The organism is Corynebacterium tuberculostearicum SK141, assembly GCF_000175635.1.
GTDB classification, from domain to species: domain Bacteria; phylum Actinomycetota; class Actinomycetes; order Mycobacteriales; family Mycobacteriaceae; genus Corynebacterium; species Corynebacterium tuberculostearicum_C.
Window position 1 is genome coordinate 54,243 of the sequence record NZ_ACVP01000025.1, and the last position, 20,375, is coordinate 74,617.

General features: G+C 60.4%; 17 protein-coding genes. 5 read left to right on the top strand and 12 right to left on the bottom strand.

The window, feature by feature from the left end; genetic code table 11:
• Positions 1-2 precede the first annotated feature (2 nt).
• Positions 3-1,736 carry an alpha/beta hydrolase gene (locus CORTU0001_RS08780; protein ID WP_005329099.1) on the bottom strand — a complete coding sequence of 578 codons (1,734 nt, stop codon included), beginning with the start codon at positions 1,734-1,736 and terminating at the stop codon, positions 3-5.
• On the bottom strand, positions 1,703-3,511 hold the full coding sequence (locus CORTU0001_RS08785) for an ABC-F family ATP-binding cassette domain-containing protein (protein ID WP_005329103.1): 1,809 nt from the start codon (positions 3,509-3,511) through the stop codon (positions 1,703-1,705). Before CORTU0001_RS08785 ends, CORTU0001_RS08780 begins: the two co-directional genes overlap by 34 nt.
• A gap of 92 nt (positions 3,512-3,603) precedes the next feature.
• On the opposite strand from CORTU0001_RS08785, the gene CORTU0001_RS08790 reads away from it, so the two are divergent.
• On the top strand, positions 3,604-4,935 hold the full coding sequence (locus CORTU0001_RS08790) for a hypothetical protein (RefSeq protein ID WP_034668571.1): 1,332 nt from the start codon (positions 3,604-3,606) through the stop codon (positions 4,933-4,935).
• Here CORTU0001_RS08790 and CORTU0001_RS08795 read toward each other — a convergent pair whose 3' ends face one another.
• The 4 genes from CORTU0001_RS08795 to CORTU0001_RS08810 form a co-directional block, all read right to left on the bottom strand.
• On the bottom strand, positions 4,936-5,916 hold the full coding sequence (locus CORTU0001_RS08795) for a 4-(cytidine 5'-diphospho)-2-C-methyl-D-erythritol kinase (RefSeq protein WP_005329109.1): 981 nt from the start codon (positions 5,914-5,916) through the stop codon (positions 4,936-4,938).
• Positions 5,917-6,777 carry a 16S rRNA (adenine(1518)-N(6)/adenine(1519)-N(6))-dimethyltransferase RsmA gene (gene rsmA, locus CORTU0001_RS08800; RefSeq protein WP_034668574.1) on the bottom strand — a complete coding sequence of 287 codons (861 nt, stop codon included), beginning with the start codon at positions 6,775-6,777 and terminating at the stop codon, positions 5,917-5,919.
• Between the two features lie 72 nt (positions 6,778-6,849).
• Positions 6,850-8,031, bottom strand: coding sequence for a resuscitation-promoting factor (locus CORTU0001_RS08805; RefSeq protein ID WP_005329113.1), 1,182 nt, complete (start codon positions 8,029-8,031; stop codon positions 6,850-6,852).
• Between the two features lie 285 nt (positions 8,032-8,316).
• Positions 8,317-9,171, bottom strand: a complete 855-nt coding sequence (locus CORTU0001_RS08810) for a TatD family hydrolase (protein WP_005323765.1) — start codon at positions 9,169-9,171, stop codon at positions 8,317-8,319.
• Between CORTU0001_RS08810 and CORTU0001_RS08815 the strand changes: the two genes are divergently transcribed.
• A complete protein-coding gene (locus CORTU0001_RS08815) occupies positions 9,170-9,664 on the top strand; it encodes a GNAT family N-acetyltransferase (protein ID WP_084771675.1) in 495 nt (164 codons plus the stop codon). The genes CORTU0001_RS08810 and CORTU0001_RS08815 overlap by 2 nt on opposite strands.
• A 10-nt stretch (positions 9,665-9,674) precedes the next feature.
• Positions 9,675-10,175 (top strand): GNAT family N-acetyltransferase, encoded by a 501-nt coding sequence (locus tag CORTU0001_RS08820; protein WP_005329121.1) that lies wholly within the window; start codon positions 9,675-9,677, stop codon positions 10,173-10,175.
• A gap of 127 nt (positions 10,176-10,302) precedes the next feature.
• Here the strand turns inward: CORTU0001_RS08820 and metG are convergent, their stop codons facing one another.
• From metG to rsmI, 3 genes are all read right to left on the bottom strand, one after another.
• Positions 10,303-12,135, bottom strand: coding sequence for a methionine--tRNA ligase (metG, locus tag CORTU0001_RS08825; protein WP_084771677.1), 1,833 nt, complete (start codon positions 12,133-12,135; stop codon positions 10,303-10,305).
• Between the two features lie 152 nt (positions 12,136-12,287).
• Positions 12,288-14,144, bottom strand: coding sequence for a BCCT family transporter (locus CORTU0001_RS08830; protein WP_034668575.1), 1,857 nt, complete (start codon positions 14,142-14,144; stop codon positions 12,288-12,290).
• 246 nt (positions 14,145-14,390) lie between these two features.
• Positions 14,391-15,245: a 16S rRNA (cytidine(1402)-2'-O)-methyltransferase gene (gene rsmI / locus CORTU0001_RS08835; RefSeq protein ID WP_005323775.1), complete on the bottom strand. Its 855-nt coding sequence runs from the start codon at positions 15,243-15,245 to the stop codon at positions 14,391-14,393.
• A 24-nt stretch (positions 15,246-15,269) separates the two neighbouring features.
• Here rsmI and CORTU0001_RS08840 point away from each other — a divergent pair, with 24 nt between their 5' ends.
• Complete coding sequence (locus tag CORTU0001_RS08840; protein ID WP_034668577.1) at positions 15,270-16,889, top strand: dolichyl-phosphate-mannose--protein mannosyltransferase; 1,620 nt, start codon at positions 15,270-15,272, stop codon at positions 16,887-16,889.
• Positions 16,890-16,906: 17 nt separating this feature from the next.
• Here CORTU0001_RS08840 and CORTU0001_RS08845 read toward each other — a convergent pair whose 3' ends face one another.
• Both CORTU0001_RS08845 and CORTU0001_RS08850 read right to left on the bottom strand, forming a co-directional pair.
• Positions 16,907-17,608 (bottom strand): zf-HC2 domain-containing protein, encoded by a 702-nt coding sequence (locus CORTU0001_RS08845; RefSeq protein WP_005329128.1) that lies wholly within the window; start codon positions 17,606-17,608, stop codon positions 16,907-16,909.
• On the bottom strand, positions 17,595-18,008 hold the full coding sequence (locus tag CORTU0001_RS08850) for a DoxX family protein (protein ID WP_005329129.1): 414 nt from the start codon (positions 18,006-18,008) through the stop codon (positions 17,595-17,597). Before CORTU0001_RS08850 ends, CORTU0001_RS08845 begins: the two co-directional genes overlap by 14 nt.
• A 158-nt stretch (positions 18,009-18,166) precedes the next feature.
• Here CORTU0001_RS08850 and CORTU0001_RS08855 point away from each other — a divergent pair, with 158 nt between their 5' ends.
• Positions 18,167-18,883: a DNA-3-methyladenine glycosylase I gene (locus CORTU0001_RS08855; protein WP_005329130.1), complete on the top strand. Its 717-nt coding sequence runs from the start codon at positions 18,167-18,169 to the stop codon at positions 18,881-18,883.
• A 14-nt stretch (positions 18,884-18,897) separates the two neighbouring features.
• On the opposite strand, the gene sepX is transcribed toward CORTU0001_RS08855, so the two are convergent.
• The gene (sepX, locus tag CORTU0001_RS08860; protein WP_005329131.1) at positions 18,898-20,274 is read right to left on the bottom strand and encodes a divisome protein SepX/GlpR; all 1,377 of its coding nucleotides are present in this window, start codon (positions 20,272-20,274) and stop codon (positions 18,898-18,900) included.
• Positions 20,275-20,375: the final 101 nt, after the last annotated feature.

Below are 20,375 nucleotides of genomic sequence, written 5' to 3' on the forward strand. Positions count from 1 at the left end.
ACTTAATATATGCCGACGTCGAGCGCGGCAAATTCGCGCTGCAGCGCATCGGGGTCAATGGCTCCCGCCACGTCTGGACCAGCGATGGCGGCAAAGCCGTCGAGCACCGATGCCCCGTAGTTATGACCGTGTCCATCGGGTACCTCCTTTGCGCCGGGCAGATCGGCGGCTACTTGGAGGGAGGAGATGATGGGTATCCACTGCATCACGCGCTCGGCAGAATACGGGGTCCGCTCGCGCATCCAATCCGGCTCCTTAAAGGCCATCTGTGGCGACCACCAGGCCACCGGGTCCGAGGGGTGTTGGATATAGAGCATGCGGGTGCGTCCCCACTCCTCTTCTGGCACCGTGCCCCATTGGCGCACCTGCGCATCATCGTTGGCAAAGCGCACGACGAGGCCGCCGGCGTATTCAGGGGAAATCTCAGAGGAGCCAGGGTCGCGGCGCTCCACAAACTGGGTGCGCAGGCGATTGAAGTGCGGCGGGCCGGTAAGTAGGATTCCGTCAACGGAATTGGCGATATCGCGCACCCCGGAAAAGGCCGCTTCAATGCCCGTGGTGCCTAAGGATTCGCCGTACAGGTAGAGCTTCGGGCGCTTGTCCTCCGGCAGTCCGTTCCACCAGTCCACGATGGGGTTGATGAACTCCTGCCCGGCGCGTTCTACCTGACCACCGCCGGACAGGAAATGCAGGGCTGAGGGCATGGCGGAGTATTGGGCGGCCGCGATGGCGGTGTCGCCGCCGTAGAGCAGCTCGAAGGCCTGGGCGGAATAGGACGACACCCATCCCGTTCCGGTGGTCATAATGAGAAGCAGGGCCTTGCGGTCTTGGGCATGGGTGCGCTCGAGTTCGTCGATAAGCAGCTGCGCTCGCTCCTCATTGGAGGCGCGATTGCCCAGGCCGGCATAGGCGCGAATGGGTTCTTTAGCGGGCTTTCCGGTTACCTCTTCCAATTCCGCGCGGTGCGCACCGGAGGAGAGGAAACGCGAGCCCTGCAGCCCCACCCCATTCCAGTCCACGCGGGAGTCTGGGGAGCCACTGCGCTCAGCAGACGTGGGACGCTGCGTTGCGGGATCAGGCTCGGCGTTTTGGGCGGTAAAGATCCTCTCGCCCACGCCCACAATGGCGCCGGGGATGAGGTTTTCCACGGTATAGGTGCCCACCAAGGCCACGATGATTACCGCGCCCACAACGCGGTAGGCGGCGCGGAAGCGCTGGGGGAAGTGACTAGAAAGCCAGCGCACGCAAAAGCGCAGCACGCGCAGGATGAAAAGGAAGGCGGTAAATACCGCAAGCGCCAACGGAACCACCAGCACGTAGCTGGCAATGGTGGGTGCCGGTGCGGACAGGGTGTCTGCGAGTTGGCGTTGCCACCGCACGGCAAAGATCGCGAAGCCTATCATCCACACCACAAAAGCGGCGGTGGCGATGCGGGAGGCTAGGCGGTAGCGCCGAGCTGGCCACGTGGTGGCATCAAGCCAGGCATGCCGGGGCGCCACATAGCGCACCACCAGCCGGTACCACACGAGCTTGAGGGCGATGCCCAGCGTATAGCCGAGCCCTGCGGCAATGCCGGAAACGAGCCCTTGGTAGAGCCAATCGCGCGGCAGAATGGATGGGGTAAGCCCCAGGGTAAATAGCGCTGCGGCGCCGATAATGCCCCACAGGTCGAGGTGGCTGACAATATCGGCGATGCGGGCTTCTACCCTTCGAGCTTCTCCCCCAACTCCAGCCATTCCATCTCCAATTCCTCGTAGGCGCTGCGGTTTTCCTTTAGCTCTCCGTCCAATTCGGTCAAGGCCTGGGTATCAACCTTTTCCGCGGCGGTGGCCATCTTCTCATTGATCTGTGCGGCCGCCTTTTCCAGCTTCTGCATCTTGCGCTCGAGGGCGTTCATCTTCTTGGTGATTTCGCGCTCTTGCTGGGACGAGAGCTTCTTTTCTGGTTTCGGTGCAGCGTTGTCTGCCTTCTTTTCTCCCAGGTTGAGCACACCGGAACTCTGCTGAGCCTCAAGTGCGGCGCGCTTGCGCAGGTACTCGTCGATGCCGCCGGGAAGGTTGGTGAGCTTGCCATCGCCAAAGAGCGCGTAGGTGTTATCCGCGATGCGCTCAATGAGGTAGCGATCGTGCGAAATGACCACCAGGGTGCCCGGCCAGGAGTCCAGGAGGGACTCCAGTTCCTGCAGGGTATCGATATCGAGATCGTTGGTGGGCTCGTCCAGCAGCAATACATTGGGCTCGGCCATCAGTACGCGGGTGAGCTGCAAGCGGCGGCGCTCGCCACCAGAAAGGTCGCCTACCGGGGTGCGCTGACGCTTGGCGGAAAATCCTAGGCGCTCGGCCAGCTGGGAGGCGGAAAGTTCCTTTTTGCCGAGTTGGACGAAGGTGGCGACGTCCTCGACGGCGTCGATAAGCCGGCGCTCCGGATCTAGGTCATCGAGTTCCTGGCGCAGCCAACCGAGGCGCACGGTTTGGCCCTCGATGCGCTTGCCGGCCGCCAGCTCGTACTCGCCAGCCAGGGTGCGCAGCAGGGTGGTCTTGCCGGAGCCATTAACGCCCACCAAACCGATGCGCTCGCCGGGGGCTAGGCGCCAAGTGAGGTGATCTACCAAGGTGCGACCGTCCGGGGACTGCACGGTGGCATCCTCTAGCTCGATAACCACGCGACCTTGGCGCTGCTTGGAAAAGGCCATGAGCTCGACCTTATTGCGTGGCTCCGGGACGTCAGAGATCAGCGCCTCGGCGGCCTCGATGCGGTAGCGCGGCTTGGAGGTACGCGCCGGTGCGCCGCGGCGCAGCCAAGCCAGTTCCTTGCGGGCGAGGTTTTTGCGGCGCTGTTCCATGGCATCGGCCTGGCGGGCACGCTCGGCGCGGGCAAAGGTCCAATCGTTGTAGCCGCCCTCGTAGGTATCGACCACGCCATCGTGTACCTCCCAGGTCCACGTGGCCACGGTATCGAGGAACCAGCGATCGTGGGTGACCACGACCACGGCCAGGTTGCGCTTGAGCAGGTGGTCCGCGAGCCACTGCACGCCTTCCACGTCGAGGTGGTTGGTCGGCTCGTCGAGCACCACGAGGTCCAAATCCTGCACCAGCGCGGCGGCCAGGTTCACGCGGCGACGCTCGCCACCGGAGAGCGAACCCACCGGAGTATCGAGCCCAAGATCTACAATGCCCAGCCCGCCTAAGACATCGCGCACCTTGGCATTGGAGGCCCACTCATAGGTCTCCAATTCCAGCGGCTCAATAATCACCTGCGCGATGGTCAGCTCATCGGGCAGGTCAAAGCGCTGCGTGACCACAGCCATGCGCAAATCAGAAGTATGGGATACGCGGCCGGCGTCGGGCGGCTCGATGCCTGTGAGCACCTCCAGCAGGGTGGTTTTGCCACCGCCATTAACGCCGACGATGCCGATGCGATCGCCGCTTTGCACACCTAGGGATACCCCGTCTAGGAGGGTTTTTAATCCATAAGTTTTGCTGACTTGCTCGAGGTTAATCAGGTTTGCCATAACGAGTGTCCATCTTAATACCTCCCTGCACATACCCCCGCATTTCTATTACCTATTGCTATTGATTTTCAGGTCCAATACTCTGCCAATGTATGAAGCATTACACACTTTCTCTCTGCGCCGTGCTATCCGCTGCGGCGGTAGCCATCGCTTCCTGCTCTGCTCCTACCGAGGAAGAAAAGGACTCTCTGCACTCCCACGAGCACGCGCACAATGAGGATGACCACGACCATGAGCATGACCACGAGCACGGCCATGACCACGCCGGGCACTCGCACGAAGGCTTTGAAGCCGAAGAGGGAGAAACCGAGGTAGCCCAGCTGCCCACCCGCATCGTTATCTCCCATGCAGACGGCTTGAACGCTTATGACGCCAAAACGGGCAAAGTAATCGGCGAGGACAAGATGAATGCCTTCCTTCGTCTCAACGATGCCGGCGATAATCGCCATGTCATGGTCACCAAAGGCGATAGCTTTCTTGCCTACGACACTGGGCGCATTACCAAGGGCCACGGCGATCACAACCACTACTACACCGCAGAGCCCTCGCTTGGCGACGCCCCTATCAAGGCCCCGCATGCAGGCCACGTGGTCCACCACGACGGCTTTACCGCACTGTTTTCTGATGGCGATGGCGTAGCACGGATTTACAAGACCGAAGACATGGGCAAAGACGATGCCGAGCCGGTCAATACCGTAGACACCGGCGCCGCCCATCACGGCGTGGCCGTACCGCTCAAGGACGGCTCGGTAGTTATCACCAAGGGGACCGAGGACGAGCGCCACACCATCCAGCATCTGGATAAGGAGGGCAAGGTCCTTACTGAAACCACCAAGTGCCCTGGCGTGCACGGCGAGGCCGCCGCTGGTAACGGCAATATCTTCTTCGGTTGCGAGGACGGCCCTGTAGTCTTCGATGGCACAAAGTTCCACAAGGTGGACGCTTCCGCCTATGCCGGCGCGGGCGGCTACCAGCGCTCCGGCAATGCTGCCGGTTCGGAGGAATCCGATGTCATTCTGGCCGATAATAAGACCGACAAGGATGCAGAACTCGAGCGCCCCACCTCCGTGACCCTGGTGGACACCAAGGATTTTTCCGCGAAGAAGGTTGAGCTCGATGCTTCCTATTGGTTCCGCTCCCTGGCCCGCGGCCCGCTGGGCGAGGCGCTGGTGCTCACCACCGACGGCAAGCTCAATGTCATCGACCCAGATTCCGGCGAAATCACCTCGCAGATCGATGCCATCTCCAGGTGGAAGGAAAATAAGGAATGGCAGCAGCCGGGGCCCATCCTGCAGGCTGCCGATGGCTACGCCTTTATTACCGACGCCCAAAAGAAGCAGCTCGTGGTCATTGACCTCCTCCAAGAAAAGGAGGTCAACCGCTTCGACCTCGACATCGAGCCCACCGAGATGACGGTGCTCTAGCTACAGCACCACGGCGCCGCTAGCGGGTCCATGGGTAGCCACACCCTTGGTTCCGGGAATTTCCACCGTCACCTGGGAGACCACTTCCCTAGCCTCCTCTGCCCCGGTGCAGAGGAAGGCACAGGTCGGACCACTGCCGGAGACGATGCCCGCGAGGGCTCCAGCGGCCACACCCGCCTCCAGCGTCTTGCGCAGGTCCGGGCGCAGGGAAAGCGCCGCCGGCTGTAGGTCATTATGCAAGTGCTCTGCCACCCGGTGCGGGTCGCCCGAGATCAGTGCCTGCGATACTGCCGCGGTATCCATGTGCGGTTCGCCGCCGCGACCCTTTTCTCGCATTTCATCCAGCTTGTGAAAGACCTGCGGGGTAGATAGCCCGCGGTCCGAGGCGATGAGCGCCCAATGATAGGTACCGCGCGCCATCATCGGGGTAAGCTGCTCGCCGCGCCCCGTACCGAGTGCGGTGCCACCCAACAGGGTAAAGGGAACATCCGAGCCCAACGCCGCGCCTAGCGCGTCCAGAATCGGCTCGCCCACCGAGTCGATGCCGTAGTAGCCGCCATAGCAGCGCTCGGCTAAGCGCAGCGCGGCGGCCGCATCAGCAGAGCCACCCGCCATGCCTCCGGCGGTAGGGATGGCTTTGTGGATTTCCAGCGCTACCTCCGGCAGCGCCTTCGGCCCATGGGTGGTGTATAGGTACTGCATGATGCGGTTAACCGCGGTCCACGCCAGGTTTGTGTAGTCTTCTGGCACACCCTGTGCATGAGGGCCCGTAACCTTTAAGCCTCGAATTCGCGGCTTATCCACCTCGGGATTACCCAAGTCCGTGAGCGTCACGGTGTCATGCAGCTCCAAAGACTGAAAGACGCTGGCGAGCTCATGGAACCCATCCTCGCGCGGCTCCTCCACACCGAGGTGAATATTGACCTTGGAGTGAGCGCGGGCGGTGTAAACGAATGGTTCGTTATCTAGCGGTGCACTCATTTAGATTCCTGCCAATCGTACGAAGTCCTCCACGGCGAGCTTCTCGCCGCGCTGCTTCGGATCGATGTCCGCCGCTCGCAGGGCCTCCTCAGCGGCGGCACCCGAACCAAAGTGGCCGGACAATGCCGCGCGCAAGGTCTTGCGGCGTTGGGCAAAGGCGGCGTCGATAACCGGCCAGACCTTAGACCGCGACTCATCGGTGATCGGCCAAGGAGCATCTTCAAAGACGTCGATGCGCACCAGCCCGGATTCAATATTGGGCGCCGGCCAAAAGACGTTCTTGCCAATCGTGCCGGCCTTGGAGACCTTGCCATAAAAGCCCGCCTTGACCGAGGGCACCCCATAAACCTTGCTGCCCGGCTGCGCGGCGAGACGGTCCGCCACCTCCAGCTGGACCATCACCAGCACGCGGCGAATGGAGGGGAAGGTCTCCAGCAAGTGCAGCAAAACCGGCACAGCGACGTTATACGGCAGGTTGGCCACGAGGGCAGTCGGCTCCGTGACGTCAGAATCCGTCACGCGCAACGCGTCCTTTTCCACTACGCGCAGGCGCTGCGCATACTCAGGGGCGCGCTCGGCCACGGTATCGGGCAGCTGCGCCGCCAGGCGGGAATCGATCTCCACCGCGGTAACGTCCCCCACTGCCTCTACGAGGCCAAGGGTCAGCGATCCCAATCCGGGGCCTACCTCGAGGACGCGGTCAGTGGGATCCAGCTCCGCCGCGGCGACGATGCGCCGGATGGTATTCGGGTCATGCAGAAAGTTCTGCCCCAGCTTCTTAGTGGGCACGATGTCGAGCTTCTCCGCGAGGGCGCGGATCTCTACGGGACCCAAAAGCGCGGCGCCGGTGGAATCAGTCATGCCTTCTAACTTAGTAGAAGAGACAAAAAAGCCGCACACCACAGTGGGTGTGCGGCCAAGAAGCGCTGCGGTTTAACGCAGGCCCAGCTTGGAAGTACATGCCGGCCAAGCGCCCCAGCCCTGCGCTGCCTGCACCTTTTCTGCCACGGCAATCTGCTGCTCGCGGGAAGCCTGCCATGCCTCCGGTGCGTACTCGGTGCCGCCGAATGCCGCCCAGGTGGATGGGGTGAACTGCAGGCCACCGGAGAAGCCGTTGCCGGTATTAATAGACCAGTTACCGGTGGCCTCACACTGTGCAATGGAATCCCATACGGAACCATCGGCCACCGCCGGAGCAGCAGCACCGGAGTTGCCGCCCTCCTCCGGCTTTTCTTCCTCGGCCTTCTTGGTGCCGCGGGCAATGGTGGCAGCCTTAGGCTCGACGGTCACCTTTTCCTTGATAACGTCATTGGATTCCTTCGCGCCGTCCTTCATTACCAGCTTGTGGGTAATAACGCGCTTGCCCTTAACGCCCTCCTCGCGGACCTCTTCGGTGCCCTCTTCCAGCTCCGGGTCATCGACAAAGTTGGGCTCAGCGTCAAACTCTTCTTCCGAGTCATAGGTAGTGGTGGACACCTGGTCCACCTTGATGGACATGCCCTCGGTTACCTTGGTGTCCTTGGACGGGAAGACGCGGTCATCGTCATCAACGTCGATATTGCGGGCCTTGAGGACGTCCTCAACGGTCTTAGCGGCAATCTTGGTGTAGGTTACCTTGCCGCCATCATTAATCTTGACGATCTTCGGGGACACAACTTCAAGGTCCATGCCCTCTTCCAGCTGGGCGTCCTCGTCCACGTCGGCATCACCGGACTTCACAGAAGCACCCTTGACTACGCCGTCGAGGTTACCCAGCAGGTCAGATACGGTGAGGTCGGTGGTGGACAGCTGCTGTTGCACGCCATCGATGGTCACGGCTACTGGCTTGGCGGTGCGCACGGAGATCTCATCGCCATCACCCACGGACTCGGACGGGGCTGGGGAGACGATGTCTTCCTCGCTCACCTGCACGCCGGCTGCTTCCAGCGCGCCGTCGACATCCTTGGCAAAGGTAGCCAACTCCACCTTGTCGCCGTTGATGTCCACGGTGACGTCCTTTTGTGCCGCAACGGCTACCACGCCGCCGACGGCCAGGGTGCCCAATACGCCACCCGTTGCCAGACGCAGTGGCAGCGAGCGGGAGTTATTGAGGCGCTTGATCTGATGAGGTGACATGCTGAATGAATCTCCGGTAGTGCAGGTTTCAACAATTACAAGAGTTTAGGCCAGCAGAGTTGTCCACGCAGGCGTTTGCCCTACTAAGATCCGCTGCTGCCGCACCGAGGGTGGCGCTGCAGGATCCCAAAACCTAAACGAACGATTAATAACGATACGATAACAGCACCACAAAGTCGAGGACCAATCCACCACACGCCTCACTGGACACACAACCGCCACACTAAGCACCCCCGCAACTTCTGACCAGCGGGTTTTATTTTTGTGAAAACCGTCACCTAGGCATTAGCGCAGGCCGTAAACGCGATCAAAAGTGTCGTTTACCTCCGCTGCTAGCGCCTGCACCGTCTGGTGGCGCACGCGAGCGATGCATTCATATGTGTGCCCGATAAGAGCCGGTTCATTGCGCTGGCCCCGGTAAGGCTCTGGCGTCATATATGGCGCATCGGTTTCCACCAGAAGCTGGCCGGCCGGTGCCTTCGCCGCCGCCTGCCGCAGCTCGGCATTGCGCTTGAAGGTGACGTTGCCGGCAAAGGACAATACGTAGCCGCGCTCCAAGGCTTCCTCGGCGACTTTCAGCGGCGAGGAAAAGCAGTGCAGCATAACGGTGTCGGGTGAGGGGGCGTCGGCAAGAATGCGCAGCAGGTCCGCATCCGCCTCGCGGTTGTGGATCATCAGCGTCTTGCCATGGCGCACCGCAAGGTCAATATGCCAGCGCAGGGATTCCTCCTGCTGGGCCATGGTCGCGGTGGTCTCCGGCTCGTGGTGGACCCAATAGGCATCGAGGCCGGTCTCTCCCACTGCTACGCAGCGCGGATCCGCCACCATCTCCTCCAGCGCCACCTTCGTGGGTGCATCCAACTCATTGGCGCGTACCGGGTGGATAGCACAGGCGGCATAGACATCCGGAAAGACATGCGCGGTAGCCAGCGCCGCTGCTGATTCACGGCGGTCATCGCCCACCGTCACCATGCGGCTAATACCGGCGGTGCGCGCGCGATTAACCAGAACCTCATCGGTGTCCTTGTGAGAAAACAGGTGCGTGTGCGCATCGATGAGGCCGCTTAGGCCCGGTGCCGGAACGGGAGTGGGACGTCGCTTCTTTTTAGCCATACGGGCAATTGTAATATTGGCTGCCATGTTGATCAGACCCGCCGGCCTTGCGGATGTGCCCGCCATGACTGAGACCCTCAACTGGGCCATCGAGCACACCGACGTTATCTTCCGCACTACCCCGGCCAGCATCGCAGAACGCGAGGCCTACCTGCGCCACATCTGGGAAGAGGGCTGCCCGTGCTTCATCGCGGAGTCCGATTCCGGTGCCTACCTGGGGTGGGCTCTCTACCATCCTTACCGCGATCCGCAGGTGTGGACCGGCTGCTATGAGACGACCATCTATCTCTCCCCCACCGCTCAGGGCCAGGGCGTGGGCACCGCGTTGCTGGGTGCTTTGGTAGATGCGGCCCGCGCCGATACAAAGGTTCATTCCCTGCTCGCCCTCATCGTTTCCACCAATGCGGCATCGCTAAAGTTGCATGAAAAGTTCGGGTTTGAAAACGTGGGTACTCTTAAAGAGGTTTGCTACAAGTTCGATCACTGGTTGAGCCTCACCCACCTACAACTTCTGGTGTAAAGGAATTTCTATGCATATCCGTCCTGCTGAGCTTGCCGACGCCCCCGCGCTCACCGCTATCTACAACGCCGGCTCCGCAGCGAAACCCGCCGCTAACCTGGTCACATGGCAAGAAGATGTGTCTGACCGCGAAGAGTGGCTCAAGGAAATGTTTAAGGCCGGCTCCCCGGTCTTCGTAGCCGTGCATGATGATGAGGTCATTGGCTGGGCGGCCTACTTCCAGTTCGTAACCCCCGCCATCTATTACGGCACCGTGGAAGATTCGGTCTACATTGCCCCCTCCGCTCAGGGCAAGGGCGTGGGCTCCGAGCTTCTCGACGCCCTCATGGACGTCGCCGCCGACGATACCTACGTGCAGACGATGATCACCTATATCGTCGATACCAACGAGGGTTCTATCGCCCTGCACAAGAAGTTCGGCTTCACCGAGACCGGCCGCATGCCAAATATCCATACCAAGGATGGCGTCCGCCTCGGCCTGGTGCACCTCCAGCGCGATTTCGAGCGCTAAACCACCCTTCCTGGCAAGGATTCGGGTATTTCGTACTCCTTCCTTCCAGACCGGAATACAGAAACGGCCGTGTTACGCCCTTTTCTCTGTTGGAAAAGAGGCAATAACGCGGCCGTTTTAGGTGCTATTACTTAGTAACAGGCGCCCACTCCGGGCCAGTCTCGCCCAGCTCTGGGTCAAGCTTAGAGATGAGCGGCTTCGGCTTGGCCAAGGCGGTGCCCGGCTCTACCTGGATGCGCTCCCACTTTGCCTGCTGCTGGGTGTAGTCACCCATGATGACCGGATACTCGTGGCCCTCTGGCGGCAAGCCAGCACCGACGAGCTCTACCGGGATATCATCCTTGACATCATGGACCTCCGGCTGGGCCGCCCACACGCCCTCGCGGCCCAAGGTTTCATGGACCTTCTGCGCGGTAAACGGCAGGTACGGCGTGAGCATGACATTGCAGTCAGAGACCACCTGAAGAGCAGTCCACAGCACGGTAGCTAGGCGCTCGCGCTGGGTCTCATCCTTGGCCAACTTCCATGGCTCTTGGTCTGCAATATAAGCGTTGGCTTCGCCGACGACGTGCATGATAGCGGTAATCGCCTGCTTGAACTTGGACTGTTCCAGCAAAGAACCGGCGGTCTCGAAGGTCTCTTCCGCCAGCTGCAGGATTTCCTTATCCTTTTCTTCCAGCGCTGCTGGTGCTGGAACCTCACCGAAGTTCTTAAACGCCATAGAAACGGTGCGGTTGACCAGGTTGCCCCAGCCATTGGCCAGCTCATTATTGATACGGCGGACAAACTCATCCCAGGTAAAGTCCGTGTCGTTATTCTCCGGACCGGCCACGGCGATGAAGTAGCGCAGGGCATCTGGGCCAAACTCCGCCAAGAAATCCTTGACATAGATGACAACGCCCTTGGAGGAGGAGAACTTGGAGCCAGACATGGTCAAGTACTCAGAGGAGACGATTTCCGTTGGCAAATTCAGCTCGCCGTACTGGTGAAGCTCACCGCCCTTGTTGCCCTTGCCGGCATAGCCCAAGAGCTCGGCCGGCCAGATCTGGGAGTGGAAGGTGATATTGTCCTTGCCCTGGAAGTAATAGTGGCGGGCCTCCGGGTTCTGCCAGAAGTCCTTCCACGCCTCCGGCTGGCCGGTGCGGTATGCCCACTCGATGGAGGAAGACAGGTAACCGATGACCGCATCGAACCACACGTAGAGCTTCTTGGCGTTATTGTCCTGCCAGCCCTCAACTGGGATTGGAATGCCCCAGTCAATATCGCGCGTCATGGTGCGCGGGCGCATATCCTCCAGCAAGTTCAGGGAGAACTTTAAGACGTTCGGGCGCCAGTCCTCACGGGTGGACAGCCATTTTTGCAGCTCGTCCTTGATGGAGGGCAGATCCAGCAGGAAGTGCTCGGTTTCAATGAACTTTGGGGTCTCGCCGTTGATCTTGGATACGGGGTTGATCAGGTCCACCGGGTCGAGCTGGTTGCCACACTCATCGCACTGGTCACCGCGGGCGCCATCCGCGCCGCAGATAGGACAGGTGCCCTCAATATAGCGGTCCGGCAGGGTGCGTCCGGTAGACGGAGAAATAGCGCCCTGGGTGGTCTCTTTGAGCATGTAGCCATTGGCATACAGGCCCTTGAAGAGTTCCTGTACCACGGAGTAGTGGTTACGGGTGGTGGTACGAGTAAAGAGATCGTAGGACAGGCCGAGGTTGGCTAGGTCAGTGACGATCTGGCGGTTGTAGCGGTCTGCGAGCTCGCGAACGGACACGCCTTCTTTGTCCGCTTGAACCAATAGCGGAGTGCCGTGCTCGTCCGTACCGGAGACCATGAGTACGTTGCGGCCACGCATTCGCTGGAAACGTGCAAAGACGTCAGAAGGAACACCGAAGCCGGCCACATGACCGATGTGGCGCGGGCCGTTGGCATAGGGCCAAGCAACATTTACTACTACAGACTCAGTCATGGGTTCTACTGTATCGAAGCCAGCTCGTGCCCACACGATTAGGGCAGACATTTACTCCGCAGGTGAACCGCAATTTCAGAACAAAGCGCCCACCGCTTCCCCACTGCTGAGGAAACGATGGGCGCTATGAAAGCAACCGTGAAGGGCGCTAGCTACTTGCGCTTCATCGGGTGCTTGAGACGCTCGTTGCGGCGCTTCTTGAGTACCTGCGTGCGCTGGTACTCGCGGTGCAGGCGGCGCTCGCGGGCCATCTTGCGCTGGAACTGCTGTGCCTCGCGGTACTCGAGGTAAATAACATCCTCGCTCAGCGCCTTGTAGATGGCGAACATCAGGCCAACGACGATGAACAGGAATGGCAGTGCGGCAACGATGGTGACGTTCTGCAGGTTAGACAGTGCGTCCTCATTAGCCAGAAGCAGGGTCAGGCCTACCAAGGCAGTCAGTGCACCCCACGCCGCGGAGAGCCACGGCTTAGCGGTAGAAGCACCATTTTGGGACATGGAGCCCATCACCGTGGATGCGGAGTCCGCAGAGGTGACGAAGAAGGTAGCCAGAAGGACCGCTGCAACAATACCGGCAACGAAGCCGCCCGGCATGGACTGCAGGAGGTTGAACAGCTCCTCCTCAGCAGACTCACCGGTGATGGATTCGCCGTTTTGCTCCATATGAATAGCGGTACCGCCGAAGATAGCGAACCACAGGGTGGATACGCCGGCTGGGATAAGCAGGACACCCAGGCAGAACTCGCGGACGGAACGACCGCGGGAGATGCGTGCCAGGAACATGCCCACGAATGGGGACCAGGAAACCCACCATGCCCAGTAGAAGATGGTGTAGCCGGACAGCCACTCACCGGCGGCGCCGTTTTCGGACTCGGCCGTGCGGCCAATCATCTCGGTGAAGTAGTTGAGGTAGTTACCGATGGAGCCAGGAATCTGGTTGAGGATGGTAACGGTCGGACCCAAGATGAACACGAAGATGGCCAGCACTGCGGCGAGGACCATGTTTGCGTTGGAAATGTACTGAATGCCCTTGCCCACGCCGGACATCGCAGACAGGAGGAATGCGAGGGTAAGGACCAGAACGATGCCAATAACCACGGAATTGGTGGGGTTATCGATGATCCCGGATGCCTTCAAGCCGGCCTGAATCTGCAGGGCACCCAGGCCCAGGGAGCAGGCGGTACCGAAGACGGTGGCGAAGATGGACAGGACATCGATGAACTTGCCCACCGCACCATTGGCGTTACGCTCACCGATAAGCGGCACGAAGGCCTGGCTTAATAGCTGCTTGCGGCCAATGCGGAAGGTGGAGTACGCGATGGCCAAGCCAACGATGGCGTAGACCGCCCAGGGATGCAGCGTCCAGTGGAACATGGCATAGGCCATGGACGAACCCACGTTGCCAGTGCCCTGGCCTGGGGTGCCGTCACGGTAGTTAGCCAGCGGCTCGGAAGCGCCGTAGAACATCAGGCCAATGCCCATACCGGCGGCGAACATCATGGCAATCCACGATGGCGTGGAAAATTCCGGCTCCTCATTGATGTGGCCCAACTTGATGGAGCCGAACTTGGAGGCGGCAATAAAGACAACGAACACCACGAAGACGGTGCCGAAGAGGATATAGGCCCAACCGAAGTTGTCTACGACCCAGGTCAGGGCCGAAGAGGAGAAGTTGGCAAAGTTGTCTGGGGCGGCCAAGCCCCACACAACGATCGCGGCAATCAGCACGCCGGCGATGCCCACGATGGACCAATCGATAGGCATATTGTCACGATCGGCCGCGATTTCCACCTCAGGATCGTCATAGCGCTCCGGGTGGAAACCATCGGAGTGAATCATATCCTGAAGCTGGCCGGTGGCAGATTGTGCGTCCAGCTGTTCGTCTACAGTCTGATAATTCTCAATAGGCTGCCCGCTCGAAGAAGCAGAGGCCGGCTGCGCCTGAGCGCCGACCGGTTCCTTTCCTTCTTCTGGCACGCCTGTGCCCATGTTTTCCGAGTTTGTCATGAGCTATACAGTGGTGCGGAACTACTCAATTATCAAACGAAGCACGTAGAAACTTCGCTGCTCAACGCCGTTTCCCAGGGATTTTCCACGATAATTTAAAAGGTTTTTACGCTTCATTTCCCCATGTAAATACCGCTTTAAGCCGCCTACACGCCCGAGCACTATAACAATTCAATTACAAAGCCCCGTTAGTGAAACCGTCTAGGAACGATGCGGGGTGTGACGTAATCGAAACGACCGGTGAGGCTAGGCCTTGCGTGCGTCCAAGGCGGCGTCGTAAAGCTCGCGGTTGGAAACCTCAGTACCTTTGGCTACCTGCTTGCACGCGTCCTTCAGCCGCATCCCCGCCTCCGCTAGCTCGAGCGCCTTGGGTACCAAGTCTGCGGCGGTAGCGGCAGCGGCCGTACCGCCCTCGATCACCACGGTGATCTCTCCCCGAGCACCGTCTACTGCCCACTCGGCAAGCTCACCTAAAGTGCCGCGGCGGATTTCCTCATAGGTCTTGGTCAGCTCCCGGCACACCGCGGCCGGGCGGTCGGCGCCGAGAATATCCGCTGCCTCGGCCAGGGTTTCGGCCACGCGGTGAGGAGATTCGAAGAAGACGATGGCTCGCTTTTCGTTGCGCAGTGACTCCAGCCACGCCTTGCGGGGACCGGGTTTGCGAGGAGGAAAGGCGTCAAAAAGGAAGTGCCCCACGCCCAGGCCCGAAAGCGCCAGGGCCGTCGGCACGGCGGAGGGGCCGGGAAAACAGGTCACGGGAATATCGCGCTCGGCTGCAGCGGACACAAGGGACAGGCCCGGATCAGAAATAATCGGCATTCCGGCATCGGTGACGACGAGGACGGTGCCAGCCGCGGCGGCGTCGATAAGCTGCTGGGCTCGGTCCTTTTCATTGTGGTCAAAATTGGACACCACTCGCCCGGAAATCTCGATCCCTAAGGCCTGGGCCAGATTGCGCACGCGCCGGGTATCTTCGGCCGCGATGACGTCCGCATGCTGCAAGGCATGCATTAAACGCGCGGAGGCATCTCCTACGTTTCCCAACGGCGTGGCGGCGAGGATTACCCCGCGCGGTAGTGGATCCAGACCTAAAACAGACATGCCTCTAGCATTCCATACTCTCTAATGCGCGGTTGCGCTACGTTGTCGCCTAGACTCAACCAAGTGACTATTGCTACCGCTGCCCCATCGCGCCCCACGCACGACACCGTGGCTCCGCCAGCACCCCGCGCCTATCAGTGGGGCAAGGCTGACTGGATAAGCACTAGCGTCGTCGGCGTCCTTGCGCTCATTACCCGTTTTGTCGGACTTACTGCGCCCGTTTCCAAGGGCACGCCCGTCTTTGATGAAAAGCACTATGTTCCCCAAGCCTGGGACATGGTGCGAAGCTGGGATAACCTTTTTATCGGCGGCATTGAAACCAACCCCGGCTACGGGCTGGTGGTTCACCCACCGCTGGGCAAGCAGATCGTGGCACTTGCCGAATGGGTCTTTGGTTATTCCCCAATGGGCTGGCGTTTTATGACGGCGCTTTTCGGAGCAGCCACCGTGCTCTTGACGATGTCCCTGGCCCGCCGGGTCTCCTTATCCTGGCAGGTAGCAACCCTAGCCGGCCTCATCGCCGTATTTGATGGCGTGCTCTTGGTCTCCTCCAAGTTCGGCATGCTGGATATCTTCCAAGTCTTTTTCGTGGTAGCCGCCGCCTGGGCGCTCGCCCGCGATCACAATCAGATGCGCGAGCGCCTCCACAACGCATTTGTGAAGGACCGGATGGGCTCTTCCGCTTTTGGCCCGCGCTTTGGATTCCGCTGGTGGCGCCTCCTCGCAGGTGTTTGCCTTGGACTTTCCCTGGGCGTGAAGTGGTCCGGCCTGTACTTCATTATGTTCTTTGGCCTGATGTCCGTCTTTAGCGACCTTGCCCTGCGCAAGCGCTATGGGGTACGCCGCTATATCCTCGGCACCCTGGTGCGCGATACCCCTGCTGCCCTGGCCTCCCTCGTGCTCGTGCCGGTACTGCTCTACGCCTGGACCTGGCGGGCTTGGTTTGCCTCCGAAACCGCCGTATACCGCCATGCCAAGGTGGATGGCACCATCGAGGATGGATCGTGGCTGCTGAACCTGCCCGATTCCTTGGCCGGCTGGTTCTACTACCACTCCTCTGTCTTGGAATTCCATGCCAGCCTAACCTCCTCCGGCGGCCATCATCACCCGTGGGATTCCAAGCCCTGGGCCTGGCTCGTTGCCGCCCGCCCCATCTTGTACTACTCCTCCACCGACCTGCAGTGCGGTGATGGCAGTAACGAATGCCGCAAGATGCTCTACCTCTTTGGCACCCCGGCCATCTGGTGGCTAGTCATCCCGGCCGTGCTGTGGGGCCTGTGGTCGCTCATTATTCGCCGCAACCGCGCCTTCCTTATCCCCTTGGTGGGCTTTGCGGCAGGCTTCTTCCCATGGCTCGCGGCCTTCGACCGCCAGATGTACTTCTTTTACGCCACGGCTTTCATCCCCTTTGTCATCGTGCTTATCGCGTTAGCTTTAGGCCAGCTCATCGGGCATGGCAGGCCTGTGCGGTGGGGATGGCTGAAGAGCTTGGCCGGCGGCCCCGTACGTTGGGGTACCATCGCCGCCGTGTTCTACCTAGCCCTAGTAGTGGCGATGTTCTTCTACTTCTCCCCCATTTTGTACGGCTACAAGATTCCAGATTCCTGGTACCACTCCATGATGTGGCTGCCGAGCTGGACCTAACCGCAACTGAACGAAGCTTATTGCGGCTGCGCGTTGAGGGACTTCCACCACGCGCGCACCAGATAGCCCTTTTCTGCCGCCCAGGCCCACGCCAAGCTCAGAGTCGCCAGGGCGGTGGCGATAAGGAAATACACCTGCTCAATGGTTACGGTACCCAGCGCTATATCGCGCATGCCAAAGCCGAAGAGGAAGGCAAACATCGTGGCCGATACCGGAAGCAGTCCGGTGACCGCCGCGGGGCGCCAGGCGCTGAAGAATAAACCACAGGCCATGCCGAAGCGCACTGCCGCGCCCTCCATCAGCAGGTTGGCTCGCTCCGGATCCGCAGTAGGATCCAAAATCTTTCCTTCCGCGCCCAACGGTACGAGCCCGGAGGCGTGCACAATGAGCACCACTGCCCAGATCGCAAAGATGACCCCCATAAGAACCATGGCGGCACGCGCAACCGTGAGGTTGGCTTGGCGAGCGCTGGAGGTACGCCGCCATTCCGGCTCCACACCGGCCAAGATGACATCAGAAAGATCCGTGGGCGGCGCCATGCCGGAATCCGCAGGCTCCACAAAGCTCAATGAACGCGATAGCGCGGCCGCCTTGTCGCGGAAAGCGCGGCATTCGGTGCAGCTTTCCAGGTGGGTATCAATGACGTCCTGAGATAGATCGGAGTGCTCTCCATCCATGTGCGCGGAGATAGCCGCTTGGACCTGGCTATGCGTCAACATTGCTGAGCACCCCGTCCATGCTGGCTCTGCCGGAGCCAAAAACTACGATCATCAGCAGGGATAACAGCAATACCAGTGGGTATTCGATTCCACCATCGGCAGCAAAAAGCCCGTGGCCCAAATGCACGAAATACAGGGCACACCCCATAAGCAAAGCCAGTGCCCCGGCGACAAAGGTGGTGAGCAGACCGACAACGAGGAATGCACCACCGGCCATCTCCCCGATGGCGGCGATATAGCCGGAAAGTTGTGGCTGCGGCACCCCCAGGGCGGAAAATTGCCCCACGGTTTCATCCATGCCGGTCATAAACATCTTGTCCACGCCGTGTGCGATAAAGATTAATCCGAGGACCGCTCGAAAAATAAGCAGTGCGGCATCGCGTACGGCAGGTCTATTCATGCTGAACAGATTACCCTGAACCCCTCACCCGATGCGAAGGCAATGGACTACACCCATACTCCTGGGAAATTCGCCCTTTGGCGGGGGAAGGAAAAGAACACGGCCGCGCGGGCTGTTTCAATGGGAACCACGCACAAAAGATAAAAGGAGAACACACCATGAGCGAACCAACTACGCAGTCCGAAGAGCGCACCACCTTGGTCTATGACGATGATGGCCTGGGCCGCCCGCCTTGGGCGATGTCCTCGCCGATGTTGAAGGAGTATTACGACACCGAATGGGGCCTGCCCATTTTCGATGAAGCTGGACTCTACGAGCGTTTGAGCCTCGAGTCTTTCCAGTCCGGTCTGTCCTGGGCGGTGGTGCTCAAGAAGCGCGAGGCTTTCCGTGCGGCCTTTTGTAACTTCGATCCGGACAAGGTCGCCCAATTCGGCGAGGCAGACGTGGAGCGTTTGCTTGGCGACGCCTCCATTATCCGCAACGAAACCAAAATCCGCGCAGCGATTAATAACGCCAAGGCGACCATCGCTCTGCGCGAGGAAGGCGGGCTGGCGGAGTTCATCTGGGCCTACCAGCCTCCGGAGAACCTCTACCCCACCGTGATGGAAGATATTCCGAAAAAGAGCTACGAGTCCAAGCTCATGTCCCGCGAACTCAAGAAGAAGGGCTTTCGCTTCGTTGGCCCGGTTACCTGTTTCGCACTCATGGAGGCCATCGGCATGATTGATACACACCTTATCGGCTCCCATCGCCGCGGTACCTCCGGGGTGTGGCTGGAGAGCGGCGTGCCGAATTATGGCCTAGCGCAGGAATACAACGCGCTCGCGAACTCGCAGACCGCGAGCGCCGACGAGCTTCACGGTGCTGCTAGCTAGGCCGCCACATGCGCTTATCCAGCGCGGCGGGCCGCTAGGTCATCGCGACGGCCATAACCATCGGGCCCGGCGTGCGGGCCGTCAAAGTCGCCGTCCTCACCATCGCTATAGCTCAGCGGAAGGTGCACGAAGTCCGGGCTCTCATCGTCGATTTCCACAACCACGGCGCCTGGGCGGCGCAGATTGCGCGGAATCTTTAGCTCTTCGTCCTCGGCGTTGCGCACGCCCAAACGGGCGCGGCGCAGGTGGCGCACGCGGCGGCGCATTAGTGCCTGTTCCTGGCGTACCTGAGAGCGAAGGGCGATCAAGTAGGTCACGGTGAGCACGCCGGCGACGGCAGCCAACCACCAGGTCCAGCCACCGACCACGATTCCTAGGGCTACCGTGAGTACCACGGCCACGGCTAGCCCCAGCAGGGTACGCTGACGGCGCTGGTAGCGCGTTGCAGACTTTTCCTTTTCTGCTACCGGGTCCCAGCCACCGCGGCCCAAGCGACGCTGGGCGAACTCGACCTCGTCCTCGGACAAGTCGGTATCCATGCCGGTTTCGTCTGCTTCCGCGGCCGCGGCTTCGTTCTCGGAGCCCTCGGCCTCGTCTACCTCGTCCGCGCTGGCAGGATCTACGGAGTCATCCTCATCGACCTCGGCCTTGTCAACGGCCCCCGGATACATGAGGTCTACCGGTGAGGTATAGGTTTCGTCGTAGGCATAGGCATCGTTCGCCACGCTAGAGACTGCCGGGGCACTAAATACCTCAGCCTCGGACGCAGCAACATCGGAGGCATTGTCCTTAGTGGCCTCGTCCGCGGCGTCGTCCTCGTCCTCCAGGAGCACGTCATCGACATCGTCCGCCTCTGCGGTGTTGGCTTCCTTGTCCGCATCAGCCTGCTGGGAGGCAGGAACCGCAGCTGCCTGTGGCTCGACTGCAGACTCGCTTTCTTCTGCAACCGCTTCTTCCACCAATTCGCCGTCGATGGTTTCTGCCCGCTCCGTGGAATCTTCACCAGCGGTGGAGGCGGAAGCGCCGGTAAACGCTCGGCTACCGCTGCCGAAGGGCTGGGACTTGGCCCGGCGTGCGGCACCGGCAATCGTTACGGAGCGCGACGAGGACTTGGTGGCCTCGGTATCGGATTCACTGTCGGCAGCGTCTGCAGCCTCGACGACTTCATAGTCCGCCTCGTCCTCATCGTCGCGGCGGTGGACATCGCCGGCACGCAGGCGCGGACGACGCCGGCCGGCGACCTTGCCGGAATCTCCTTCAAAGAGGACCCGGGTATCTTCAAAGGCCTCACCGGTATGGCTCATTGGGCGGTTATTCCTACCCAATAGCCACGGTGCGAGCACGAAGAGCCACACCACGATGATCGCGATAATCGGCACAGCTGTCGACACGAAAAGGACCTTCCCCTTGAATACAGATGATTACTCCACCTTAAACGGTGAAACCGCACCGTAGCACCCCAAATTCGCGCAAATTACAATGTTGTGACTTA

What these genes read in the sequence shown, in the direction of transcription:
- CORTU0001_RS08815 (WP_084771675.1), top strand. Translation starts at nt 9,170, where the DNA reads ATGTTGATCAGACCCGCCGGCCTTGCGGATGTGCCCGCCATGACTGAG.
- CORTU0001_RS08805 (WP_005329113.1), bottom strand. Translation starts at nt 8,031, where the DNA reads ATGTCACCTCATCAGATCAAGCGCCTCAATAACTCCCGCTCGCTGCCA.
- CORTU0001_RS08855 (WP_005329130.1), top strand. Translation starts at nt 18,167, where the DNA reads ATGAGCGAACCAACTACGCAGTCCGAAGAGCGCACCACCTTGGTCTAT.
- CORTU0001_RS08790 (WP_034668571.1), top strand. Translation starts at nt 3,604, where the DNA reads ATGAAGCATTACACACTTTCTCTCTGCGCCGTGCTATCCGCTGCGGCG.
- CORTU0001_RS08845 (WP_005329128.1), bottom strand. Translation starts at nt 17,608, where the DNA reads ATGTTGACGCATAGCCAGGTCCAAGCGGCTATCTCCGCGCACATGGAT.
- metG (WP_084771677.1), bottom strand. Translation starts at nt 12,135, where the DNA reads ATGACTGAGTCTGTAGTAGTAAATGTTGCTTGGCCCTATGCCAACGGC.
- CORTU0001_RS08795 (WP_005329109.1), bottom strand. Translation starts at nt 5,916, where the DNA reads ATGAGTGCACCGCTAGATAACGAACCATTCGTTTACACCGCCCGCGCT.
- rsmI (WP_005323775.1), bottom strand. Translation starts at nt 15,245, where the DNA reads ATGTCTGTTTTAGGTCTGGATCCACTACCGCGCGGGGTAATCCTCGCC.
- CORTU0001_RS08830 (WP_034668575.1), bottom strand. Translation starts at nt 14,144, where the DNA reads ATGACAAACTCGGAAAACATGGGCACAGGCGTGCCAGAAGAAGGAAAG.
- CORTU0001_RS08780 (WP_005329099.1), bottom strand. Translation starts at nt 1,736, where the DNA reads ATGGCTGGAGTTGGGGGAGAAGCTCGAAGGGTAGAAGCCCGCATCGCC.
- CORTU0001_RS08810 (WP_005323765.1), bottom strand. Translation starts at nt 9,171, where the DNA reads ATGGCAGCCAATATTACAATTGCCCGTATGGCTAAAAAGAAGCGACGT.
- CORTU0001_RS08840 (WP_034668577.1), top strand. Translation starts at nt 15,270, where the DNA reads ATGCGCGGTTGCGCTACGTTGTCGCCTAGACTCAACCAAGTGACTATT.
- CORTU0001_RS08850 (WP_005329129.1), bottom strand. Translation starts at nt 18,008, where the DNA reads ATGAATAGACCTGCCGTACGCGATGCCGCACTGCTTATTTTTCGAGCG.
- CORTU0001_RS08820 (WP_005329121.1), top strand. Translation starts at nt 9,675, where the DNA reads ATGCATATCCGTCCTGCTGAGCTTGCCGACGCCCCCGCGCTCACCGCT.
- CORTU0001_RS08785 (WP_005329103.1), bottom strand. Translation starts at nt 3,511, where the DNA reads ATGGCAAACCTGATTAACCTCGAGCAAGTCAGCAAAACTTATGGATTA.
- rsmA (WP_034668574.1), bottom strand. Translation starts at nt 6,777, where the DNA reads ATGACTGATTCCACCGGCGCCGCGCTTTTGGGTCCCGTAGAGATCCGC.